The following is a 22,513-nucleotide window of genomic DNA, read 5'->3' as shown; positions in this document are numbered from 1 at the left end:
TGATCCGGACACCTGTTCCACGGTCATCCGGACAGGCAGTCGGAGCGCAGCGACGCAGGATATGCATTGTTAGTCTGAGGTGCCCGGCGTCGTCAATTTCTTCGCCCGCCTGCGCATCGACTCTCCCTTCAGGTTGATCCGGTAGGCGTTGTGCACCAGGCGGTCGAGGATGGCGTCGGCCAGGGTCGGATCGCCGATCAGTTCGTGCCAGTTGTCCACCGGCATCTGACTGGTCACGATGGTTGAGCGTTGGCCGTAGCGGTCGTCCAGCAGCTCCAGCATGTCGCGGCGCTGTTCGTTGGTGAACGGTGCCAGGCCCCAGTCATCGAGGATCAGCAGGTCGGTCTTGGCGTAGCTGCTCATCAGCTTGACGAAGCGGCCGTCGCCATGTGCCAGGCCCAGTTCTTCCAGCAGCCGTGGCAGGCGCAGATAGCGCACGCTGCAGCCGTCCCGGCAGGCCTGGTGGGCCAGGGCGCAGGCCAGCCAGGTTTTGCCGACGCCGGTGGGGCCGCCGATGATCAGGTTGAGGCCGTCGCGCAGCCACTGGCCGCTGCGCAGTTGCAGGATCAGCGCCTTGTCCAGCCCGCGCGGGGCGCGGTAGTCGATGTCTTCGAGGCAGGCGTTGTGCTTGAGCCGGGCCTGGCGTAGGCGGTTGCTCAGGCGCTTGTCGTCGCGCTCGGTCAGCTCGCGATCGACCAACAGGCCGAGGCGTTCTTCGAAGCTCAGGCTGTCGATGTCGGGTGTTTTCAGTTGCTCGGCGAGGGCTTTGAGCATGCCGTGCAGGCGCAGGGTTTGCAGCTTGTCCAGGGTCGGGTGAGGCAGCATGGTGGGATTCCTTTGTTCAGTGGTAGTAGCCGGGGCCGCGCAGGTTGGCGTGGTCGTCCGGTAGTAGGGGTAGGTTCTGTTGAGCCAGCGGCAGGTTTTCCAGGCCTTGGCGCAGAATCGATTCGAGGCTTTTGTAGCTACAGGCACCGAGGCTTAGGGCGCGCTGGCAGGCGGCTTCCAGCCGTTCTTCGCCGTGGTGCTTGCCCAGGCGCAGGATGCCCAGGCAAGCGCGGTAGCCATGCTGCGGATGCACGCGCCGTTCGAGGATGTGGCTGATTACGCCGGCGGTGTTCGGGCCGGTCTGCTCGGCCCAGCGGATCAGCCGTTGAGGCGTCCACTCGGCATGCTCGCGATGGCTCTTGGGCATGTGCTCGGTCTGCGTGCTGTGCCGGCCTTTGTGCAGGGAGCGTACGTGGCTGGCCACCCGCTGGTTGGCGTGGAAGCACTCCACGGTGCGGGCCGTCAGACGCACCTCCAGCTGCTTCTTCACCAACTGGTAGGGCACCGAGTAGTAATGCCCATCGACCTCGACGTGGTAGTCGATATGCACCCGCGCCTTCTTCCACTCGGCATAGACGTAGGGCTGCTCCGGCAACGGGCGCAGAGCCGGGCGATCCAGGCTGGCGAAGGCCGACTGCCGGGAGCCCGGCAGCTTCTTGAACGGCCGTTGGTTGAGCCGCTCCAGCAGCACGGCGATGGCCGTGTTGAGCTCGTCCAGGGAGAAGAACTGGCGATGGCGCAAGGCGGCGAGGATCCAGCGCTCGACCACCTGCACGCCGACCTCGGCCTTGGCCTTGTCGCGGGGCTTACGCGCCCGCGCCGGCACCACCGCCACGCCATAGTGCTCGGCCAAGTCGCGGTAGCTGGGGTTGATGTCCGGTTCGTAGCGATGGGCCTTGCTCACCGCACTGCGCAGGTTGTCCGGCACCACGATCTCCGGCACCCCGCCGAGGAAGGCGAAGCAACGGGCATGGGAGCCCAGCCAGTCCGGCAACTGCTGCGACCAGGTGGCCTCGGCGAAGGTGTAGCTGGAGGCACCGAGTACCGCGACGAATACCTGCGCCTGGCGGATCTCGCCGCTGTGACGGTCGATCACCGGCATCGTCTGACCTGCGTAGTCGACGAACAGCTTTTCGCCGACGCGGTGCTCCTGGCGCATCACCACATCGACCTTGCCGGCCCAGGCCCGGTAGTGCTCGCAGAACCAGCTGTACTGGAAGCCCTGTGGCTGGCCCAGCCGATACTCCTGCCAGAGCAGCGCCAGGGTCACGCCTGGTCGGCGCAGCTCGGCATGCACCCAGGCCCAGTCGGGAGTTGGTCGTTGCTCAGAGGGGATCTCCGGCGGTGGCGGGAACAGGCGCCGCTCCAGCTCGGCGTCGGACAACTCAGTAGGGAGCGGCCAGGAGAGGCCGCAGGCCGTGAATCGGCAAAGGTAATCACCGGCACTGCTGTGACCTATGCCCAGACTGCGGGAGATCTTACGGACAGACAGCCCGCAATCGAACTTGAGGCGCAACACCTCACGGATTTTACGCATGGATAAACGCTCCACGACGACCTCTCTGCTTCGAAAAAGAGGCCAATGGTAGTGAATAAATCCTGCGTAGCTGCCTGCCAGAAAGTGTCCGGATGGCTGTGGAATCAGTGTCCGGATGCTCGTGGAATGGGTGTCCGGATCAGCGTGGAATCACTGTCCGGATGTGCGTGGAATGGGTGTCCGAGTCAGCGCGGAATCCGCAGCTGATAGGCCATCGACTCACGCTGACGCTCGACTTCATCCCAGATACGCACCGCCAGTTCTGGGTCAGCTGCCACATAAGCGTTGGACAACATCAGGTAGTAAGCCTTCTCTTCCAGCGGCAGATTGACCTTTTCCACCCGCGCCGCCAGTTCAGGATTAGTCTGCAGCACGAAATCACCGCGCAGGCTCTGCAGCGCCACAGCTTCGATGCGTTTATGGCTAAGCATCCGCAACAGCAACAGAGGGTCGCGGCTGCTTTCATCCACCTCGGCACCATGGGCGCGAATAAAATCGACAATCGAGAAACCGCTCAAAGACCCTACCCGCCCATGTAACTGGCGAAACGCCTCGCCGTTCCAACTCACCGAACTGCCCTTACGCCGGTACAGGGCATAGGTCGAGGTGTGCAGGCGCTTGCGTTCATCCAGCCGGCCATCGGCATCTTGTGGGTAACGGCCAAGCACCAAACGCTCTTCCTTAAAACTAGAGGCAAAGGCACCGTCATACGTGCCCTGAGCAAGCCCGGACAGGCAGCGTTTCCAGGGCACGGCAACAAAGCTGAACTGCACTGGCAGCGCCTCGGCGACCAGGCGCAGCAGCTGCAGATTGAGCCCGCTGCCGTCGGTCATCACCCAGGGGTAGGAATCCTGATCTTCATAACACAGGATCAGCGCCTGGCCTTCACGCGGCGCAGCGTACACATCAGCAGCCAGGCAACAGCAGCAGCAGAGCAGGCGGATCAGCATCTTGACCAAGTGAAATGCTCCGAAACAATGATAACCGCCGCTCCTGGCGGGTTTAGCAGGCCGTTGAAAAAACGTAGGCGAGGCAGGCAAGGCGCTACGTTAGTAACAGCCTCCGGCTGGTCAAGCAGGCGAGGAAGCGGAGTGTACTGGTGTAAATAAGCATTACTCGTTTCACTCGCCCTTCGGGCCGCGCTAAAGCGCGTTAGCCACAAGTGGCTTTCCGAGCCTGTTTTTAGCGTGAAAGAATCCATCTGACAGACGAGCGCGAACCTGCCGGACACCAGCAAAAAAACACTCGGGGGTGGTTTAGCTCGGCAGGTAGCCGAACTTCTCCAGTGCCCTGAGCCAGCGAGCTGAATTGCGTTTGACCGACAAGGCTTCATAGTCCAGGGCGCTGTCCCGGTAGTGTTCGCGCCGCTTGAGCATGTAGTAGACGGTACGTAGCAGTTTGTGAGCCAAGGCGATGATCGCGCGCTTGTAGCCACGTCGAATCACCAGTGCCTGGAACTTGGTTTTGAATACCGATGCAGTGCGGCTGGCCGAGTGCGAGAATTCGCATAACAACCGCCGCACATGAGCATTGCCCTTACGTATCTTTCCAGGTTTGTGTTTACCTGCAGACTCGTTGTTGCCTGGACAGATGCCCACCCAGGAGGCTAATCGATCAGCGCTACCAAAGGCGTCCATGTCACTGCCGATCTCAACGATGAGTAGCGCCGCGCCGATCAAGTCAACGCCGGGCAGGGTCTGCAAAAGAGACAGGGCATTGCGCTCGCTATCGAGTTCGCTGAGCAGGCGGGCTTCGAAACGGGAAATCCGCGCTTCAAGCTCTTCAATGTGCTGCATCAACTCGTCGAGCACAAAACAGTGGCTGGCCGTCGGTTCTCCTTGCAGCGCCTCGAACAGCTCTTCACGGCTGGCCTTCAGGCGGCGCGTGGCGAACTTGAGCACTTCGTGTACGGGCTGACCCGCAATGATCGCCTTGACCATGGCCCGCGCAGAACGCCCATGCAGGTCGCTCACCACGACGCCGAGACGCACCCCGCTGTCGCTCAACACCTTGTGCAAGCGGTTCTTCTCCGAGGCCAACTGGCTGACCAGCTTCTGCCGCTGCCTGGCAATCAGGCGCAACTCGCGCAGCTTGGCCGGCGGCACAAACGAGCCACGCAAGAGCCCAGCGCGCGCCAGGATCGCCAGCCAGTGAGCATCGGCTATGTCCGTTTTGCGCCCAGGTACATTTTTGACATGCCGAGCATTGACCACCTTGGCCCTGATACCCACCGCTTCCAGGGCCGCATAGGGGCTCTTCCAGTAAACGCCGGTGCTCTCCATCACCACATCGTCCGGCTGCAGAGCCGCTACCCACTCGGCCAGCGCCCGACGATCACGCTTGAACGCGCCAAACTGACGGTGCTCGACTGTGATGCGACCATCCGTCTCTTCAATCACCGCGCAGGCAGTGATCTGGGCCTGATGCACATCCAGTCCAACCACACGTTTATAAAGGGCAATCAATTCCATACCCCACCCCTCTGCTGTCTACACTCAAGATCGGGAAGGTGGCGGTGATCGAACTGAATGAGCCTGAAGGGAACAAGTCCCCAACGGCCTATTTAGCGTTCGCTCTCGAAAGAGGCAATCCGGGGTACGAGTCAGTTCGCTGGATCATGTTAACGACGGGGTGTCTCCGCCAAAAAAACTAGCGACCTCTCACCGCCACCTTCCCTATCTATAGCTCTCTTTCATCATCAGGGGTGGCGGGGCTGCCATGACTGTTAACGCAGTATTGCCAACGCAGGTAGTTTTTCAACGGCCTGTTAGAGGGCGCTTCCTGCACGCTAAGCCTCAGTATAGATAGGCATGACCAAAGCAACGCAGGCGCAGATCAATTACCCCGTACGGTGATCGCATAACGCTTATCCAGACCGCTATAACCCATGCCGACACCCTTGTGCACTTTCAGCTGCACCGGGATGCGCTCCTTGAGCGCCTCGACGTGGCTGATCACGCCAATCATCTTGCCGCTGGCGTTGAGGTTATCCAGGGCATCCAGAGCCACTTCCAGGGTTTCGCCATCCAATGTGCCGAAGCCTTCATCGAGAAACAGCGAGTCGATGCTGGTCTTGTGGCTGACCAGATCAGACAGCGCCAGGGCCAACGCCAGGCTGACCAGAAAGCTCTCGCCGCCGGACAGGGTCTTGGTATCGCGCGCCGCATCGGCCTGCCAGGTGTCGATCACCTCCAGCTCCAGCTCACCACTGCTGCGCCGCGCCAACTGGTAGCGACCGTGCAGGCGTTCGAGCTGCTGGTTGGCCAGATACACCAGATGATCCAGGGTCAGGCCCTGGGCGAACTTGCGGTACTTGGCCCCATCGGCCGAGCCGATCAGGCTGTTAAGTTGCTGCCATAGATCGTATTCACCCTGCTGGGTGCTGATCGCGGCAAACAGGCTTTGTTGACCCTGCCTGCGCGCGTCGTCCCCCTGCAGCTGGGCGCGGATTTCGCCCTGGCGTTCGCTCAGGGCTTTTAGCTGGGTGTTAAGGGTGAGCAGTTGTTCATCCAGCTGCGCCAGGCTAAGTGCGGTTGCCGGGCTGGCCTGCAACGCGCTCAGTTGCTGCGCAGCGGCGCTGGCCAGGGCCTGGGCATCGCTCAGGGCTTTATCCAGGCGCTGACGCAATTGCTGCAACTCGGCGCGCTGCGCCTCATCCAGCAAGGCGGCCAGATAAGCGGATTCGTCGTTAAAAGGGCTGGCGCTGAGCGCGGCCGACCACTGCTGTTCGGTCTGTTGCAGCCGCGCCTGCTCATCCTGCAAACGGCTGAGCAAAGCCTGACGGCTACCGGCCAGCTGCTGTTGACGGCGCTGCGCCTCTTCCAGCTGAGCCTGCGCCTGTTGCAAGGCTGCCTGGGCATCATCGGGTTTAGCCAAAGCCGGTTGATCGGCCAGCTCCAGCGCAGCCCAGCGTTGCTGCCAGAGTTGAGCCTGCTGCGCAGCAGCCTGCAGGCCGTGGTCCAGCTCGCTTAGCTGGCGCTGCAAATCCAGGCTTTGCTGCTGATTGTGCTGCCAGCGCTGCCACTCTGTTTGGCGCTCGGCCAGCCAGGTGCTGGCATCGTTCGGCAGCTTATAGCCGAAGCAGGCCAGGGCTTGACTCAGGCTTTCACTGCGTTGGTGGGCAAGGTCCTGCAACTGCTGCAGACGTAACTGGCCCTGCTCGCGCTGCTCCTGGCGTTGCTGCAATTGCAGATGATTAAGCGCCTGCTGCTGTTCCAGCTCGCTGCAGCGCTGCTGCAGATTTAGCCGCGCCTGCTGGCGCTGTTCAAGGCTGACGTTGAGCTGTTGCAGCTGCTCAAGTTGCTGTTGCAGTTGCTGCAGCTCGGCGCCCTGTAGCGCCTGCTGTTTTGTCAGGGCTGCGGCATCGACCAGCGGGTTTTCCAGCTGCGCGCTAAGCGCCTGCCAGCGCTCGCCCTGCTCGGCCTGGGCCTGCTGGCCGCGCTCAAACTGCTGCTGTTGTTGCTCCAGGCGCGCGGCGAGTTTTTCCAGTTCGCCGGCCAGTTGCCGGCCTTGTTCGGTCAGGGCCTCCAGCTCGGCACGTTTGCTGGTGAGCAGCGCCTTGGTCGCCGAGACATCCAGGGCCTGGTAGGCGCTGATCGCCGGGTGCGATTCGGAGCCGCACAGCGGGCAGGCCTCACCGGGTTGCAGCTGGGCGCGATGGGTTTCCAGGGCCTGGATGCGCTGCTCCTGCTCCAGCAGCTTTTCCTGAGCCTGCACCTGTTGCTGCAGGTCCTTGTAGCTCAGGCGCAATTGCGCCACTTCGGCGCCCTTGGCTTGATGCTGCTCGCGTAACAGCGTCAGGGTATTGGCCAGCTGGGTTTGCTCGGTCGTTAGGCGCTGTTGGGCTGTTGCCAATTCGCCCAACTGAGTCAGCAGACCGCCCTGGATATGCAGCTGCTGCCAACGCTCACGCAAAGCCGCCTCACCGCGCCCGGCTAGCAATGCCGCATGTTGCTTTTGTGCGGCGCCTTCCTGCTCGTGGGCCTGCTGCAGAAGGTTCTGTTCAGTGCAGATTTGTTCAGCTTGCTGGCTAAGTTGCGTCTGCAGGGACTCGATAGTTTCTTGCAGCTGCCGCTGACTGAGTTGCAGCTGAGCGATTTCCCCGGTCAGTTGTTGGCGTGCCTTTAGCTGCTCGCCCCAGCTACCGAGCTGCTCGCCCAGGTGCCCATGTTGCGGCTGCGCGGCCAGTTGCTGCTGCACTTGTTGCAGACGCTCGGCCAGCTGCTGGCGCTGTGCCTGGCAATCAGCAAGCAGCGCGGCGCTAAGCTCGCGGGCCTGCCAACTGTGTTCGGCAATACTCTGCTCAGCCTGGCGCTGTTCGACGGCATTAAGCTGCAAGCCCTGTTCGGTCTGCGCCAGATTCTGCCGGGCCTGCTGCCAGTCGTGGTGCAGCGGCTGCAAACGCAGGGCCGGCTCGCTGGCGGCCAGTTGCGCCAGCTGCGGCTGGGCCAGTTGCAACTCATGCTGCGCGGCCTGCTCAGCCTGCTGGCTGGCATGCAATTGCGCCTGGGTCTTGCTCAGCTCCTCACACCAGCGGCGCTGGCGCTGCAACTCGGCCTGTTGTGCGCCGAGCGCGGTTTCATCAACAGCAAGCTGCTCGGCCTGCACCTGCAGCTCGGTGCGTTGTTCTTCGCTAAGCAGTTCGACGCCGGAGGCCTTGGCGCGTAGCTGATCAAGGGCAGCCTTGACCTCACGGGTCTGCTCGAACACCCGCTGGGAAATTTGCCCGTAGATATCGGTGCCGGTCAGCTCTTCCAACAGCTCGGCGCGCTGGTTGGCATTGGCTTCAAGAAAGGCAGCAAAACCGCCCTGGGCCAGCAGCATGGATTTGGTAAAGCGCTCGAAATCCAGCCCCGTGAGGCGCTCGGTTTCACGGAGCTTCTCGTTGATCTTGTCGGTGATGATCTGGCCATCGGCAGCGGCCAGTTCCACCTTGGGTGCCTGCAACGCACCATCGGCTTTATCGCGGGCACGGCGCTGGCTCCAGAAGGCGCGGTAAGCGACACCCTTGACCTCAAACTCGACCTCGGCCAGGCAATCGGCGGTATGCCGGCTCATCAGCTCATTGGCGCTGGCCGATACCGTGTTCATACGCGGCGTGCGGTGGTAAAGCGCCAGGCAGATAGCGTCCAACAGCGTGGTCTTGCCCGCCCCCGTGGGCCCGGTGATGGCGAACAGGCCGTTGTCTTTGAACGGCTCTGCGGTGAAGTCGATCTTCCACTCGCCTTTAAGCGAATTAAGGTTCTTCAGACGCAGGCTAAGGATCTTCATACCTCGCCCTCGCGCAGCTCGCTTACCACTTGCTGATACAGCCCCAGCAGGCGCTGCTGCTCGGTTTCGTCCAGGCTTTCGCTGCTTAGGCGTTGGGCGAAAACATCTTCCACGCTTAGCTCATCCAGGGTTTCCCTGGCCTGGCCCTGCAGGCTGGCTGCCGCATTGCCACGCTCGCGGCGAATCCGCAGCACCTCCACCGGCAAGCCCTCGCACAGCGCAGCAATCCGCAGTTGCAGGTCGCTCAAGTAATCGTCGGTGCCGACCAGCACTTCCAGCCACACTGGCTGCTCGGCACAGCCCTGTTTAGCCGCCTCCTGAATGGCGCTTTCCAGCTCCTTTAGCGAACCGCGTAGCGAGAGCAGTGGCTGAAAGCGCGGCACCGGCAAGGCGGTGATCTGGCACAAGCCACTGCTGTCCAGGTCCACCAGCAGCACTTCCTTCTGCTGCTTGGCTTCATCAAAACTCAGCGGGATCGGCGAGCCGCAGTAGCGGATATGTTCCAGGCCACCGACCTTCTGCGGGCGGTGAATATGCCCGAGGGCGATATAGGCCGCCGGTGGAAAGGCGCTGGTGGGGAAGGCCTCCAGGCTGCCGACATAGATCTCGCGCACCGAGTCGCTGGCACTGGCACCGACCGTGGTCAGATGGCCGGTGGCGATAATCGGCAGCTCGCCGCCCAATGCATCGCGTTTGGCGACCGCCAGGGCGTAGAGGTCCTGATAGTGCTGCTGGATCGCCTGTTGCAGCGACTGTTGTTTGTCCTGGGCGCTTTGCCCGGCCTGGCTAAGCAATACATCGCGCGGGCGAATAAAGGGGATGCCGCAAAGAATCGCTCCGGGCGAGCCGTCACGCCGATGCAGCACCAGCAGTTGCTCATCCAACTGTTCGCAGACGCCGGGAATCACCCGAGTACCGAGCTGCGCCAGCAGAGTCTTGCTCTCGCCAAGCATGGCCACCGAATCATGGTTGCCGCCGAGCACCACCAGCTCGCAGCCGGTCGCACGCAGCTCGACGATAAAGCGGTTGTACTGCTCACGGGCATAGCTGGGCGGCGCGCCGGTGTCGAAGATATCGCCGGCGATCAGCACGGCATCCACCTGATGCGCGCTCACCTGCTCGATCAGCCAGGCGCAAAAGGCCTGGTGCTCGGCCTGGCGAGTCTTGCCCATAAAGTGCTGGCCGAGGTGCCAGTCGGAGGTGTGCAGAATGCGCATGCTCAAAACACCCAATCCTTGACCACCATATGGGTCTTCACTTTCTGCATACCGGGGAAGTTCTCGATCTCGCCGCGAATCTCGCTCAGGCGCTGCATGGAGGCGGCCTCGATGGACACCAGCATATCGGTCTCGCCGCTGATGCCGCTGCAGCGGCGCACTTCCGGGAACACGCGCATCAGCTCGACATAGTGCTCGCAGCGCCCACCCTGATAGAACAACTCCAGATAGGCCTTGATCGCCCCAGCGCCTGGCACCACCACTTGCGCGTGGTAGCCGCTGATCACACCGCTGTGCTCCAGTTGACGAACCCGCTCGCTGACCGCCGAGCGCGACAGGTTGACCTCGCGGGCGATCTGACTGACAGGCATACGCGCATCGGCGCGCAACAGGGTGAGTATCTGCTGATCGAACTTGTCCACGCGGGGTTCTCGAAAAAGGCAATTTGACGGTCAATTGCGCCAACTCGTCGGTCAAAGCCGACGTTTCGCCAGCAGCCTTCAACAGGCGGGCGATTTAACATGGCGAACGAAACCGCAGAGCATACAACATGAGTCGTCTGAACCAGGAATTAGGCCTGCTGCAAGGGATTGGCCTGCTGAGTACCTCGCTGCTGGGCACCGGGATTTTTGTGATCCCGGCGCTAGCAGCCACCGCTGCCGGCGAGGCGTCGCTATGGGCCTGGATGCTGCTGATCGGCCTGGTGCTGCCGGTGGCCTTTACCTTTGCCCAGCTGGGCCGCCACTTCCCCCATGCCGGCGGCGCGCCGCATCTGATTGGCCGCGCCTTTGGTGCGCGAATGGAGCGTCTGAGTGCATGGCTGTTTCTCGCTGTACTACCGGTGGGTTTGCCGGCGGCGCTGAATATCGCCAGTGGCTTCTGGCAGGTGCTGTTTGATCTCAGTCGCAGCCAGGCCCTGGTCATCCAATTAGCCACGCTCGCTGCCATGCTGCTGCTCGGTCAGCGGCCGGCCAAGGCCAGCGGGATGATTCAGGGCGCGATTGCCGTGGCGATTATCGCCACCATCGCACTGATCTGGTGGGTCGGTGATCTACCCATCAACAACCAGCCGCTGCTGCCGCCGATCAGCGGCTCCTGGCATCTACTACCGGCTGCATTAGGCGTGATGTTCTGGTGCTTTGTCGGCATTGAGGCTTTTACCCATATGGGCGAGGAGTTCAAGAACCCCGAGCGTGACTTCCCCCTGGCCCTGCTGCTGGGCGTGCTGCTGGCTGGCCTGGTGTACTGGGCCTGCTCGGTGGCGGTGCTCAGCCTGCATACCTACGGCGATGTGACCACGGACGCCGCCTCCATGCCGCGCATGCTCAACCTGCTGCTGGGCGAGAAGGCGCGCTGGATCGCCGCCACCGTGGGTTACCTGGCCTGCTTCGCTTCGATGAACGTCTATATGCAGGGCTTCGCCCGGCTGATCTGGAGCCTGGCTGATGAAGGCAAGTTGCCGACCAGCCTGGCGCAGCGCAACAAACATGGCGTACCCGCTCGCGCCCTACTGTGGGTGATCCTTAGCTGCGCCCTGTGCGCAAGCCTGGCACAGTGGCTCGACCTGACGGTGGATGACCTGATCCGCTACGCCAACGGCAACTTCGTAGTCATCTACTTGCTGAGCATGGCTGCCGGCTGGGTGCTGCTGCGCGGCATATGGCGCTGGCTGGCCGCATTCAGCTGCCTGCTGTGCGCCCTAGTGCTGCTGATACTGGGAGTGGATGCCGGGTATGCACTGGGTTTGCTGCTGGTGCTCGGGTTGCTGGATCGCTGGCGCGAGCAGCGCAGCATGCTTCTGGTTACTGAGCAGAGCTGAAATGGCAGATTAACCGCGCAGCTGCAAATTACCCGTCAACAGCAGGTCACGGCGCTTTTTGCGGCTGATCTGCTGATGCTTGCACAGCGAATAGACTCGCTCAAAACCAACACGGTCAACCCCCGGATACTCATCCAGAGCCGCATACACCAACTGGTCATAACGCGCCTCATCGATATGCTCCTGAACCAGGCGCAAGTATAGGAAGGCAAACTGGAAGCCCAGAGCCTCCGACCAGTAAGGCGGATGGCCTATATAACAATTCTCCAGATCAACCACCTTCATCTCATCCTGACACTGCGGATCAAGCATGATGTTGCCCACCCATAGATCGAGGTGGCACACCTGCTTGTTATGCAACTCAGCAATCAGAGCAAAAGCCCCCTGCAGAAAGGCCTCAATCTGCATGTGCGGTTGAGTCAGCCAGAACCGGCCATCGACATGCCCATCAAGCATGTCACTGATCAGAAACAACTCGCGCACAGGAAATAGCCCCTGGCGGCGATAACCGAAACCACGCAGGCGTGGCACAGGGGCGCCTTGGCGCAAGGCATCGACACTGTTAATCAGCTCGGCTATCGGCCAGTCATAGCCACCGAGACGGCGCTGCCGGCCCAGGGTCACGCGTAACCGCGAAGGCAGGCTTTCCAGCTCGACAGTTTTAACAAACAGCCGCGAGCGCACACCGCTCATGCAACCGGAAATGCCACGGCGCAATGTGCCGTTGTCGCGCTGAGCCAGCAACGCCGAAATAGGTTCAAGGATATCCGCAATACCCTCTTCATCGAGGTGCAACGTCAGGTCGCCGCTGATTACGATGTGAGGGAAGTCTTGTTGATAGGGTTTGAGGTAGCGCATCCCTGCATCCGGTTTATTTTTTAAGGCCGGCGAAACTATCGATTTAACCGAAGTGTCTCAACCTGTTTTTCATATTCCCTTCATATTTCAGATAAACGCCACAGGCTCAAATCACGCGCAGCAAGCCAAGAGCTGCGGCATTGAGGCTATCCTCAGCCCAGCTACGACAAGTACTGACCATGCGCCGCATTTTTCATGACCTGAAAATCCTCATCCTCACCAACCTGTGAATCGTGCCGGTAATCGCGGGGTTGGTTGGTGCATTGTTCTATTTCGCCGCCCCGCCGTGCCACTGTCCTAATCTAGCGAGGTGTACCCGCTGCATATGCACCTGCGCTATATGATCGTGCGGCTGAATGCGCTGAAGCAGCGCCAGTTGACGGCCAGCTAAATCCGCAAAACAACCCTCCTTGCAGACAAAGAAAACCCCGCCAGAGCTAAGCCCTGGCGGGGTTTTGCAGTTCAAGCGGTCACTTGATCCAGTGTTTGCCCCAGTGCGTGATGTCATAGCTCTGTGAGCTAAGCGCCACACTCTTCTCGGCCTTGGCGGCCTCGATCTGGTCATCAACCACCTTGGTGGAGTACGACAACCAGCTGGTCACAAAGGCCATGGCGTCGCCGTTGATCTCCAGGGCACGCTGCGCGATGTTGTTCAAATCATCGCAACTGGCGTGGTAGCACGGGTCAAGCGCGATCCCCGCGGTGCCGCCATAACGGGTTGCCTGCTCTGGCGTCTTCAGCACCTCTGCACCGGTAAACAACCCGCCAAAGGCGATGCCGTCGAGGAAGAACTGCGCGTAATCCGAGCGGAAGGTGATCTGATCACCTTCCGAAGGCAGGCCACGCAGCTTGTAATACTCCTCGAACAGCTTCTCGATGGCTCCAGAACCGGGCGGGCCTTGCAGGCCGAACGCCGAGCCGTCGCCGTCATAGATGAAGTAAGCGAAGTTTGGCGAAGCGATCATGTCGAAATTCAAGTACGACTTGATCTTGCTCTTCTGCTCTGGCGGGAGTTGGTTGACATAGTAAGTCGAACCGACCAACCCTGACTCCTCAGCCCCCCACCAGGCGAAGCGCAGCTTGTTCTTCGGCCGCACTTTTTGCAGCTGCAACGCCAGCTCCAGCAACGCGGCACTGCCCGAGGCGTTGTCGTTGATACCAGCGCCTTCATATACCGAGTCGAGGTGAGCCCCGGCCATCACCACATTGTTGGCATTGCCGTGGCGGCTCTCGGCGATCAGGTTGAAGGTTTGCGTACGCTCGCGCACCACATCAGCCAGCATGCGCACCTGAGTCTCTGCACTCTGCGCCAGGCCCACACCAACATCGTAGGTGGCGAAGAACACCGGCACACCGCCGGCATAACTGTCACCCAGGGTGGCGTTGAGCAGGCCCTTACGGTCCTCGGTGTCGCCCTGGTTGAAGATAATCACCCCTGAAGCACCGGCCGCAGCGGCGTTCTCCGCTTTAATCTGGAAGTTACAGGTGCCGCGCTGCAGCAAGGCGATGGAGCCGGAGGGGAAGTCGACAAAGTCTTGCGCCTCACAGCCGCTGCTCGACAGGTTGCCTGCGCCAAGTGCGATATCCACAGCCGCCACTCGCGCACTGACGTCACCGTCTTCGGTTTGCGACAGGTAGGTGAAGTCCACATCCCACTCATACACCGCCGGCGTCGGCGCCAGGGCCTGCAGCTCGCCGGGCCCTTGTGGGTTATAGGCGGTGAAGGGGAACGGCTGAACCTCTACGCGGTAACCGGCACTTTCCAGGGTGGATTTCACGTAATCGATTGAGCGCTGATAACCGGGCAAGCCCGCTGCGCGATTGCCGCCATTGGCCTGGGCAATGTCCTTGAACATCTGCAGGTGAATGGCGGTGTTGCTCGCCTGCATACAGCGCGGCAACCCCAATGTAGTGCTGTTGAGCAGACCAAAACGACATTCCAGAGGCCCCAAACGGGCCGGGCTCCAAAACGCATTGAACAGTTGGCTGCTACTTTTATTCGCCTCTGCGAGCACCTCGCCCGAGATCGCCGCCAGTAGGCTTCCAACAAGCAAACCGCTTTTCACAATTTTGTTATGCATGCTGCCTCCAATCCTATATGGAGCTTTTAGGTGCGGCAGCGCTTGTGACACCGCCGCGATACGTCCCTTTACTGCGTCGTGTGGACGCTACATAACCTAGACGGGGATATTCATCTTCGCGAACTTATGTCTACAATTTTCTTGAAAATAAGAACTTATCGACGAACTTGAGAGCGATTGGCCAGCACTGAAACCCATAGCTATTGAGCCCCAAAGGCCGGCTCAGGCGCCTTAAGTGCCCGGCGTGGCGCGCTGACAGATGGAGCGCGCCCTGTACTCAGGTAAACTCTGCGCATATTTTGTAGATCGGTTCCGTGTTGGCGCTGCCAACAGCCCAGGGGCCGTCACACACCTTGCGACTGACTTGAAGACTTAGCCCCATGCCGATCCGCCACTGCATCGTCCACCTGATCGACAAAAAGCCCGATGGCACCCCTGCCGTGCTGCATGCCCGGGATACCGAACTGGGCGCGTCCCAGGCCATCGAAAATATGCTCGCCGACCTCAACGAGAGCTACAACGCCAAGCAGGGCAAGGCCTGGGGCTTTTTCCATGAGGAGTCCGGGGCTTATCCGTTTAGCGGCTGGTTGAAGCATTACCTCGATGGCGGCCAGGACTTCGCTGCATTCAGCCGCCAAGCGGTGGAGCAGCTGCAGAAGCTGATGGAAGAATCCAACTTGTCCACCGGCGGCCATGTGCTGTTTGCCCACTACCAGCAAGGCATGACCGACTACCTGGCCATCGCCCTGCTGCATCACAGCGAAGGCGTAGCGGTCACCGAGGCGCTGGACGTGACCCCGGCCAAGCACCTGGATCTGGCCCAGCTGCACCTGGCCGCGCGGATCAATATCTCCGAGTGGCAGAACAACAAGCAGTCCAAGCAGTACATCTCCTTTATCAAGGGCAAGAACGGCAAAAAAGTCTCGGAGTACTTCCGCGACTTTATCGGCTGCCAGGAAGGCGTCGACGGGCCGGGCGAGACCCGCACCCTGCTGAAAGCCTTCAGCGACTTCGTCGAAAGCGAAGACCTGCCGGAAGAACAGGCCCGCGAGAAAACCAAGACCCTGGTCGGCTACGCCAGCAGCCAGGCCAAGCTGGGCGAGCCGATGACCCTGACCGAACTGTCCGGACTGATCGACGAAGAGCGCCCGCAAGCCTTCTACAACCATATCCGCAACAAGGACTACGGCTTGTCGCCGGAAATCCCGGCAGATAAGCGCACCCTCAACCAGTTCCAGCGCTTCACCGGGCGCGCCGAAGGCCTGTCGATCAGCTTCGAAGCGCATCTGCTGGGTTCGAAAATCGAGTACGACGAAAGCACCGATACCCTGGTGATCCGCAATCTGCCGACACAGCTGACTGATCAGCTCAAGCGCCGCAAAGGCTAAACGTGTCCCGCCTGCCGGATAGCCTACTGGATGCCTGCCGTTGTAATCCGGCAGCGCCCTTTGCCCAGGACCCGGCGTGCGATTTCGGCTTGGATAAGCAGACGGCGCAGCAGGCCCTTGCCGAACTGCGGCCCTGGCTCAACCAGCAGCAGCGCATGCTCTGGGCCAATAGGCGCAACGCCCTGCTGCTGATCCTGCAAGGCACCGATTGCTCCGGTAAGGATGGCGTTATCCGCCGGGTGATCAGCAGCCTCGACCCCCAAGGCCTGCGTATTCACAGCTTTCAGAAACCCGCTGCCTGCGAACAGCGCCACGACTTTCTCTGGCGCTACCAGCAGTGTTTGCCGGGGCCGGGTCTGCTCGGGGTATTCAACCGTAGCTACTACGAAGGGCTGATCAGCGATCCGCTGGATGGCCTGTGCAGCGTCGCAGAGCTGCCCGCGCGCCAGCAGGCGATTCAAGCCTTCGAGGCACAGCTGCTTAGCCAGTCGATTCAGCCACTGAAATGCTTTTTACACCTGAGCAAGGCTGAGCAAAAACGTCGCCTGCACGAGCGCCTGAAGCAACCGCGCAAACGCTGGAAGCTGCATGCCAGCGACTTGCAGGCCCACCGCGAATTCGATATGCGCGAGCAGCTCTGGGCCGAACAACTGGCACAAACCGACCACGCAGCGGCGCCCTGGTACATCATCCCGGCGGATCATCGCTGGTTGCGTGACTGGCTGGTAGCCAGCCTACTGGCCCGCAAAATGGAGCGCTTGCAACTGGACTGGCCAAATACCCCCGCCCCCTTCAGCGCAGACGATCTGGAGCAAGCATGAAGCATCTTTTGCTGCTGTTGCTGGGCCTTAGCAGCTTCGCCCAAGCAGTGCCGGAACAGGCGCTGTACCCGGATGAAGTGCGCTTTGTCACCGCCAACGCAGAGTTCACCCTGCTGCATGAGATGGGCCACCTGCTGATCAGCGAGCTGCAATTGCCGGTGCTGGGGCGTGAAGAAGATGCCGCCGACCAACTCGGCTTTATGGGCCTGTTTCTGCTGCACGAGCGGCAACGCGACGCCGACTTCTACGCCAAGTTGCTCGATGTGGCCGACTACTGGCGCCTGGAGTGGCAGCGGCAAAGCCCTGACGCCCCAGAGGTGCGTGAATGGGATAGCCATGCTCTGGATGCCCAGCGTTTCTACAATCTGGCCTGCCTGGCCTATGGCAGTGATCCCAGACAGCTGGAATGGATCATCCAGATGACCGGGCTACCGGACGAGCGCGCCTTTTACTGCCAGGACGAATACCTGCAGGTCGAACATGCGGTGAACTGGATTCGCCAACACTTCGCGCGCAAAGATCAGCAACCCACCGGCCACCATCTGCGCGTGGAGTACCAAACCCCGCCTGCGTATTTATCGGGCGCAGACGAATTGCTTGTAAAAGTCCGCGCCTCCGGCGAACTGGAAGCCATCGCTGCGCGCACCAGCAGTACCTTCGCTCTGCCCCGCGACTTGAAACTGATCGTTGCCGCGTGCGGTGAAGCCAACGCCTGGTACAACCGCATCAGCGGCGAACTGACACTGTGCTACGAGCGCATCCTGTATTTTCGCGAGCTGGCGCGAGAGCTGCCCAGGCTGCGGCAGAAAGCATTGCAGGAAAACCGACCCAATCTGTAAATTGCCCCCAGCTTTAGCGAGGCAAAGGAACGCCCTATGAAAAAAGTCATCCTGCTGCTGTGCGCCCTGGCACTCTTCCAACACTGGGACAGGGTGCAGCGTTGGTTTCAACCGCCGCTGGCTGATCGGCCAGGCGAGGTGGTGCTGTACGCCACGCAGTGGTGCGGCTACTGCGCGAAAACTCGCGAGCAACTGGCGCAGGACCAGATTGCCTATCGGGAAATCGATATAGAGAAAGACCCGGCCGGCCAGGCGACCTTCAAGGCGCTGGGTGGGCGCGGCGTGCCCCTGCTGGATATCAAGGGCACCCTGATCCACGGTTACGATCCACAGGCAATGCGCGCCGCATACTAAAACCTGGCGCGCAACAGATCGTAAACCGGCTCTTACAACGCTTTGATGGCAAAGCCTATACGCGGGAAATGCACATGTACGCTGCCGGCGCGCGGGTCTTCACGGCGCAGGATCAGCTCTTCGCTGCTGCTGAAGACCAGCTCACCCTCCACCGCATCCACGCCGTAATCAATGGCGGAAATCGCCACCTGCTGGCCAACGACAAAGCCATTTGGGTCGGCCAACGCAACATCCGGCAAAGCCGCCGGGGTAGCGTCACGGGCGATGGCGACGGCGTCCTCACCACTCATTTCGCTGAATGAGCCGTGGCCAAAATCCAACACGCGCGCAAGCCAAGTGGCCACCGCCGGGTACTCATCGACCAGCGGTGCCGTGACCGGCGTGCCACGCAGGAACCATAATGGGTGGGCCATGGCGATATCCGCCAGCGATGGCTCGCCGAACAAGAAGTCGCTCTGCTCACGCTCAAGCTGTTGTTGCAGACGCGCCATCAGCGTGGGCCACTGGTGCTTGGCTACGTCCAGCGGAATGCGCGTCGCCAGACCGCCGTTAAACAGGGTCGAACGGTCGGCGATAAAGGTTTTAAGAACTTCCGGCGGCAACTTGCCGAAACGCGCCGCGATGGATTCTGGCTGGAAAACCAGGCTCACCGCATGCAGGAACACCTGGGAATCGGCCCACTGGGCGAAGCAAGCGACATTGAACTCCTGGCCCTCGGGGAACAGCGCCGGAGTGCTCTTTTCCGCTTCCAGGCGGCGGGCAATCAACGCGGTGTCGCAGTAAATATCTGCGCCAATTTGCAGCACCGGGGTCTTGCGGTAGCCACCAGTCAGCGCTGTAAGGTCGGGCTTGGGCATAATTGGCGGGATCAGCACCGAGCGCCAGGACAGCTGCTTGAAACCGAGCATCAATCGCGCCTTTTCGGCAAAGGGCGAGGTTGGGTAATGGTGCAGGATCAACTCGTGCATGGCGGGCTCCGCAAGGGTTCAATAAGCCTGCAGCTTAACCGCGCAGCAGTTGCCGGCCTACCCGCTTAGCCTGATGGCGCGTTATCAGCCACAGCGATAACAGGCGCTGCGGCGACCAGGGCTTCCTTGGCAGCCTTGGTTAGGATCTTGACTGCCCGTTCGCGACGCAGCGCATCGCCTTTACCGGTACAACTTTCGATATACACCAGGGCCTGCGCCGGGCTGGAATGGAAAAAGCGCGCGCCCTTGCCACTCTGATGCTTGGCAAAGCGCTTGTGCGGATCGTCGCTGATGCCGCAGTACAACGCCCCGTTGGCCGCCCGCACCAGGTAGACAAACCAGGGTTTGGCGGCAGCGAGACTTTCGACAGAGATCACTTCAGGCATCACGAAAATCGGCAGATCTGACAAAGAAGGTCGTTGAGCTTAACGGCTCTGTTGAAAGGCCGCCAAACCTTTACCGACCGGCTTGCAATCGGCCTGCTACCCAGCCTGCTGCTGTGGTGGTTTATTTATGTACTTACAATGGCAACGCCTGACACAGGCCTGAGCACGTCACACATCGGCGACTATGCGCGGGCACCTGGAGTGCCGCGCGCGTTTTTCTTCTGCAAGATCATCGACGCCTCGTTGTAGGCATGCTGGAAGGCGTCGCTGCCAATCCACTCCACTGCCGTGTCTTCGTCTTCATCGTGGAAGATCCCGCGATAGACGATCAGCAGGCCCATCATAAAGTCCGTGGCCGCCTCTTCCGCTTCCTCCGCGACCACCAGCTCTAACACCGGGTATTGCAGAAACACCAGGCACATCGCCAACAGGCTGATGCCTTCACCGACTTTCATTGCTTGGAACAGATCATCGAAGTGCGCCGGGTCGAAACCGTGCTCTTCGATATCGTTGAAGTCGAAGGTGCTCAGGTCGATTTCAACATCATCAAACGGCTCATTGATCAGCGCATTGGCCAACAACGGATGCACGACATGGGCTTTGGCCTTGCCCGAACGGTTCTGCTTGGCCTTGGCTTTGGCCCGCTGGGCGCGCTTTTGCTGTTTATCTGGGGAAGCCATAGAGGCGAGATCCTTGTTCGATGCAGCCATATTTATGGCTCGGGATAGTCTGGCGCAGATTGTATTCAGTTTTGGCTGGGATGGCAGGGTACAGCTGGCCATACGGTACCTCGGCATGCGTCCCGATACAGCCGCCTGTCATTGAATCGAACGCACCGTAGGTTGGCTCAACCTGCCTGGCGGTTCGCCTTGCGCTGCATCAGGTAGGCGATTACCGCCGCCTGGTCGCCGGCAAATTCGATACGCGCCGCTTTGCTCTCGCGTTGGTAGGCGTACATCGGGTCGTAGTACTCGCGCAGCAGCCCGGCGATCCAGTCGCGGTGCAGCGCAACCGCGCCACTTTGCTGCTCGTCCAACGCCGTTTGCATGGTGGCCAGCAAGCGCTGGTAACGCTCACCACCCAGGCGCTTCTGGATGTTGCTCAGGCTTTGCAGCAGGCGTTCGGCGTAGAGCCGAAAGCCTTCTTCCTCACCGTGCAGGGCGATAAATTCGGCGCACAGGTTGACCACATAATCACGCAGGATGCGCTCGACGCGGTCCTCGAAGGCATCCTCCAACCACACCAGCGGGTATTGCTGCATGCCCTGGTACAGCGCCAGCGGCACGGTGCAGCTGCCGACCATGCGGCCTTCGTCTTCCAACACAAACTGCTCGATGCCACGGGCGCGCTGTTTGAGCAGGTCGATGGCCAGGTGGTTTTCGAAGTCGATCTGCGCCGGCTGGCCGCTGGCGCGTTTGCCGAAGCTGGAGCCCCGGTGATTCGCGTGGCCTTCCAGGTCCAGGCTGTTATTCAGCTGCACCAGCACGTCGGTTTTACCGGTGCCGGTGAGGCCGCCGAGGATGACGAAATCGCACTCGTTAATCGCCTGCTCGGTGGTTTCCAGCAGGAAGGTGCGCATCGCTTTGTAGCCGCCGATCACCCGTGGGTAGTCGATGCCTGCTTCGGCCAGCCACTGCTGGGTGATCTGCGAGCGCAGGCCACCGCGAAAGCAGTACAGATAGCCGTGCGGATTGGCCCTGGCGAACGCCGCCCAGGCCGCAACCCGCTCGGCCTTGACCTGGCCGCTGACCAGTTGGTGGCCAAGCGCGATGGCGGCATCCTGGCCATGCTGCTTGTAGCAGGTGCCGACCCGCTGGCGTTCGCTGTCATCCATCAGCGGCAGGTTGAGCACGCCGGGGAAGGCGCCCTTGCTGAACTCGACCGGGGCGCGGGCGTCCATCATCGGCACATCATTGAGGAAGATCTCGCGGTAGTCGGCGGTGTTGTCGCGCATCACAGCACCTCTACCGCGTAGCTCTGTCGCTCAACCAGACGGCCAATGGGCGCGAGGTTCAGGCCCAGCTCGGCGGCCACCGCGAGGAACTCCGCTTCGCCATCAGGGGTGACGGCAATCAGCAGGCCGCCGCTGGTTTGCGGATCGCACAGCAGGTCGCGCTGCTCATCGCTGATGGGCGCGATCTTCTCGCCATAGCTGTCAAAGTTGCGCAGGGTGCCGCCCGGCACGCAGCCCTCGGCTAGGTAGTAGTCGACCCCCGGCAAACGCGGCACGGCGGCGTAATCGAGCTGCGCAGTCAGACCTGCGCCATCGGCCATTTCCAACAGATGGCCGAGCAGGCCGAAGCCGGTGACGTCGGTCATCGCAGTAACCCCGGCCAATTTACCGAAGCGCGAACCGGGCTTGTTCAGGGTGCACATCCAGTCGCGGGCCAGGCCAACGTCTTCGGGGCGCAGCTTGGCCTTTTTCTCAGCAGTGGTGAGGATGCCGATGCCCAGCGGCTTGGAGAGGTACAGCTGGCAGCCGGCCGTGGCGGTGTCGTTGCGTTTCATATGGCGCTTGAGCACCACGCCGGTGACGGCCAGGCCGAAGATCGGCTCCGGGGCGTCGATAGAATGCCCGCCGGCCAGGGGAATGCCCGCCTCATCACATACGGCGCGGCCGCCGCGAATCACTTCACGGGCCACATCCGGCGGCAGCAGGTTGACCGGCCAGCCGAGAATGGCGATGGCCATCAGCGGGTCGCCGCCCATAGCGTAGATGTCGCTGATGGCATTGGTGGCGGCGATGCGGCCGAAGTCGTACGGGTCATCGACAATGGGCATAAAGAAGTCGGTGGTCGACACCACCCCGCGCTCGTCGTCCAGGGCATACACCGCCGCATCGTCACGCGAGGCATTGCCGACCCACAGCTTGGGGTCGAGGTTCTGCGCGCCGCTGCCAGCGAGGATCACCTCCAGCACCTTGGGCGAAATCTTGCAGCCGCAACCGGCACCGTGGCTGTACTGGGTCAAACGAATCGGCTCGCTCATCGGTCAGGCTCTCGGCAAATCGGAAAACAGGCGCGGATTCTAGCAAAGCTGGCCTTTAGCGCGGCGCTCCATATAATCGCGCCACGTCAACCACACTGACTACGCGCAGTCCGCCTGTTCGCTGGCCTGCCATTTAGAACCTTTTCCGCTATTGACCCGGAG

Annotated in this window: 19 protein-coding genes; 5 read left to right on the top strand and 14 right to left on the bottom strand. The window is 61.1% G+C overall.

Annotation, left to right across the window (positions count from 1 at the left end):
• Positions 1-69: 69 nt before the first annotated feature.
• The 7 genes from istB to AC0T4W_RS04515 form a co-directional block, all read right to left on the bottom strand.
• Positions 70-825: an IS21-like element helper ATPase IstB gene (istB, locus tag AC0T4W_RS04545; RefSeq protein WP_476316371.1), complete on the bottom strand. Its 756-nt coding sequence runs from the start codon at positions 823-825 to the stop codon at positions 70-72.
• 16 nt (positions 826-841) lie between these two features.
• Positions 842-2,362, bottom strand: coding sequence for an IS21 family transposase (gene istA, locus AC0T4W_RS04540; RefSeq protein WP_476315505.1), 1,521 nt, complete (start codon positions 2,360-2,362; stop codon positions 842-844).
• 185 nt (positions 2,363-2,547) lie between these two features.
• Positions 2,548-3,321 carry a substrate-binding periplasmic protein gene (locus AC0T4W_RS04535; RefSeq protein ID WP_476316705.1) on the bottom strand — a complete coding sequence of 258 codons (774 nt, stop codon included), beginning with the start codon at positions 3,319-3,321 and terminating at the stop codon, positions 2,548-2,550.
• Between the two features lie 297 nt (positions 3,322-3,618).
• Positions 3,619-4,833, bottom strand: coding sequence for an IS110 family RNA-guided transposase (locus AC0T4W_RS04530; RefSeq protein WP_476316702.1), 1,215 nt, complete (start codon positions 4,831-4,833; stop codon positions 3,619-3,621).
• 364 nt (positions 4,834-5,197) lie between these two features.
• Entirely contained in the window at positions 5,198-8,632 is a 3,435-nt protein-coding gene (locus tag AC0T4W_RS04525) for an AAA family ATPase (protein ID WP_476316699.1), read from the bottom strand.
• Complete coding sequence (gene sbcD, locus AC0T4W_RS04520) at positions 8,629-9,849, bottom strand: exonuclease subunit SbcD (RefSeq protein WP_476323456.1); 1,221 nt, start codon at positions 9,847-9,849, stop codon at positions 8,629-8,631. The genes AC0T4W_RS04525 and sbcD overlap by 4 nt, the downstream gene beginning before the upstream one ends.
• A gap of 2 nt (positions 9,850-9,851) precedes the next feature.
• The gene (locus AC0T4W_RS04515) at positions 9,852-10,271 is read right to left on the bottom strand and encodes an Lrp/AsnC family transcriptional regulator (RefSeq protein WP_476316696.1); all 420 of its coding nucleotides are present in this window, start codon (positions 10,269-10,271) and stop codon (positions 9,852-9,854) included.
• 128 nt (positions 10,272-10,399) lie between these two features.
• On the opposite strand from AC0T4W_RS04515, the gene yjeH reads away from it, so the two are divergent.
• On the top strand, positions 10,400-11,668 hold the full coding sequence (yjeH, locus tag AC0T4W_RS04510) for an L-methionine/branched-chain amino acid transporter (protein ID WP_476316693.1): 1,269 nt from the start codon (positions 10,400-10,402) through the stop codon (positions 11,666-11,668).
• Between the two features lie 9 nt (positions 11,669-11,677).
• On the opposite strand, the gene AC0T4W_RS04505 is transcribed toward yjeH, so the two are convergent.
• Both AC0T4W_RS04505 and AC0T4W_RS04500 read right to left on the bottom strand, forming a co-directional pair.
• Positions 11,678-12,526, bottom strand: coding sequence for a lipopolysaccharide kinase InaA family protein (locus AC0T4W_RS04505; protein WP_476316690.1), 849 nt, complete (start codon positions 12,524-12,526; stop codon positions 11,678-11,680).
• A gap of 470 nt (positions 12,527-12,996) precedes the next feature.
• Positions 12,997-14,607: a M28 family metallopeptidase gene (locus tag AC0T4W_RS04500; protein ID WP_476316687.1), complete on the bottom strand. Its 1,611-nt coding sequence runs from the start codon at positions 14,605-14,607 to the stop codon at positions 12,997-12,999.
• Between the two features lie 380 nt (positions 14,608-14,987).
• Between AC0T4W_RS04500 and yejK the strand changes: the two genes are divergently transcribed.
• The 4 genes from yejK to AC0T4W_RS04480 are packed head-to-tail and all read left to right on the top strand — an operon-like array spanning position 14,988 to position 18,009.
• On the top strand, positions 14,988-15,995 hold the full coding sequence (gene yejK, locus AC0T4W_RS04495) for a nucleoid-associated protein YejK (RefSeq protein WP_476316684.1): 1,008 nt from the start codon (positions 14,988-14,990) through the stop codon (positions 15,993-15,995).
• Between the two features lie 2 nt (positions 15,996-15,997).
• Entirely contained in the window at positions 15,998-16,816 is an 819-nt protein-coding gene (locus AC0T4W_RS04490) for a polyphosphate kinase 2 family protein (protein WP_476316681.1), read from the top strand.
• Positions 16,813-17,655: a DUF4344 domain-containing metallopeptidase gene (locus tag AC0T4W_RS04485; protein WP_476316679.1), complete on the top strand. Its 843-nt coding sequence runs from the start codon at positions 16,813-16,815 to the stop codon at positions 17,653-17,655. The genes AC0T4W_RS04490 and AC0T4W_RS04485 overlap by 4 nt, the downstream gene beginning before the upstream one ends.
• A gap of 36 nt (positions 17,656-17,691) precedes the next feature.
• Entirely contained in the window at positions 17,692-18,009 is a 318-nt protein-coding gene (locus tag AC0T4W_RS04480; RefSeq protein WP_476316676.1) for a glutaredoxin family protein, read from the top strand.
• Between the two features lie 32 nt (positions 18,010-18,041).
• Here the strand turns inward: AC0T4W_RS04480 and AC0T4W_RS04475 are convergent, their stop codons facing one another.
• The 5 genes from AC0T4W_RS04475 to selD form a co-directional block, all read right to left on the bottom strand.
• Complete coding sequence (locus AC0T4W_RS04475) at positions 18,042-18,977, bottom strand: glutathione S-transferase family protein (protein ID WP_476316673.1); 936 nt, start codon at positions 18,975-18,977, stop codon at positions 18,042-18,044.
• Positions 18,978-19,042: 65 nt separating this feature from the next.
• Entirely contained in the window at positions 19,043-19,363 is a 321-nt protein-coding gene (locus AC0T4W_RS04470; protein ID WP_476316670.1) for a GIY-YIG nuclease family protein, read from the bottom strand.
• A gap of 182 nt (positions 19,364-19,545) precedes the next feature.
• Complete coding sequence (locus AC0T4W_RS04465; RefSeq protein WP_476316667.1) at positions 19,546-20,043, bottom strand: hypothetical protein; 498 nt, start codon at positions 20,041-20,043, stop codon at positions 19,546-19,548.
• Positions 20,044-20,210: 167 nt separating this feature from the next.
• Positions 20,211-21,317: a tRNA 2-selenouridine(34) synthase MnmH gene (gene mnmH / locus AC0T4W_RS04460; protein WP_476316664.1), complete on the bottom strand. Its 1,107-nt coding sequence runs from the start codon at positions 21,315-21,317 to the stop codon at positions 20,211-20,213.
• Entirely contained in the window at positions 21,317-22,351 is a 1,035-nt protein-coding gene (selD, locus tag AC0T4W_RS04455; RefSeq protein ID WP_476316661.1) for a selenide, water dikinase SelD, read from the bottom strand. The genes mnmH and selD overlap by 1 nt, the downstream gene beginning before the upstream one ends.
• Positions 22,352-22,513 lie beyond the last annotated feature (162 nt).

It is taken from the genome of Pseudomonas sp. C7.1 (assembly GCF_056312395.1).
This window is presented reverse-complemented; position numbering and strand designations above follow the sequence as displayed.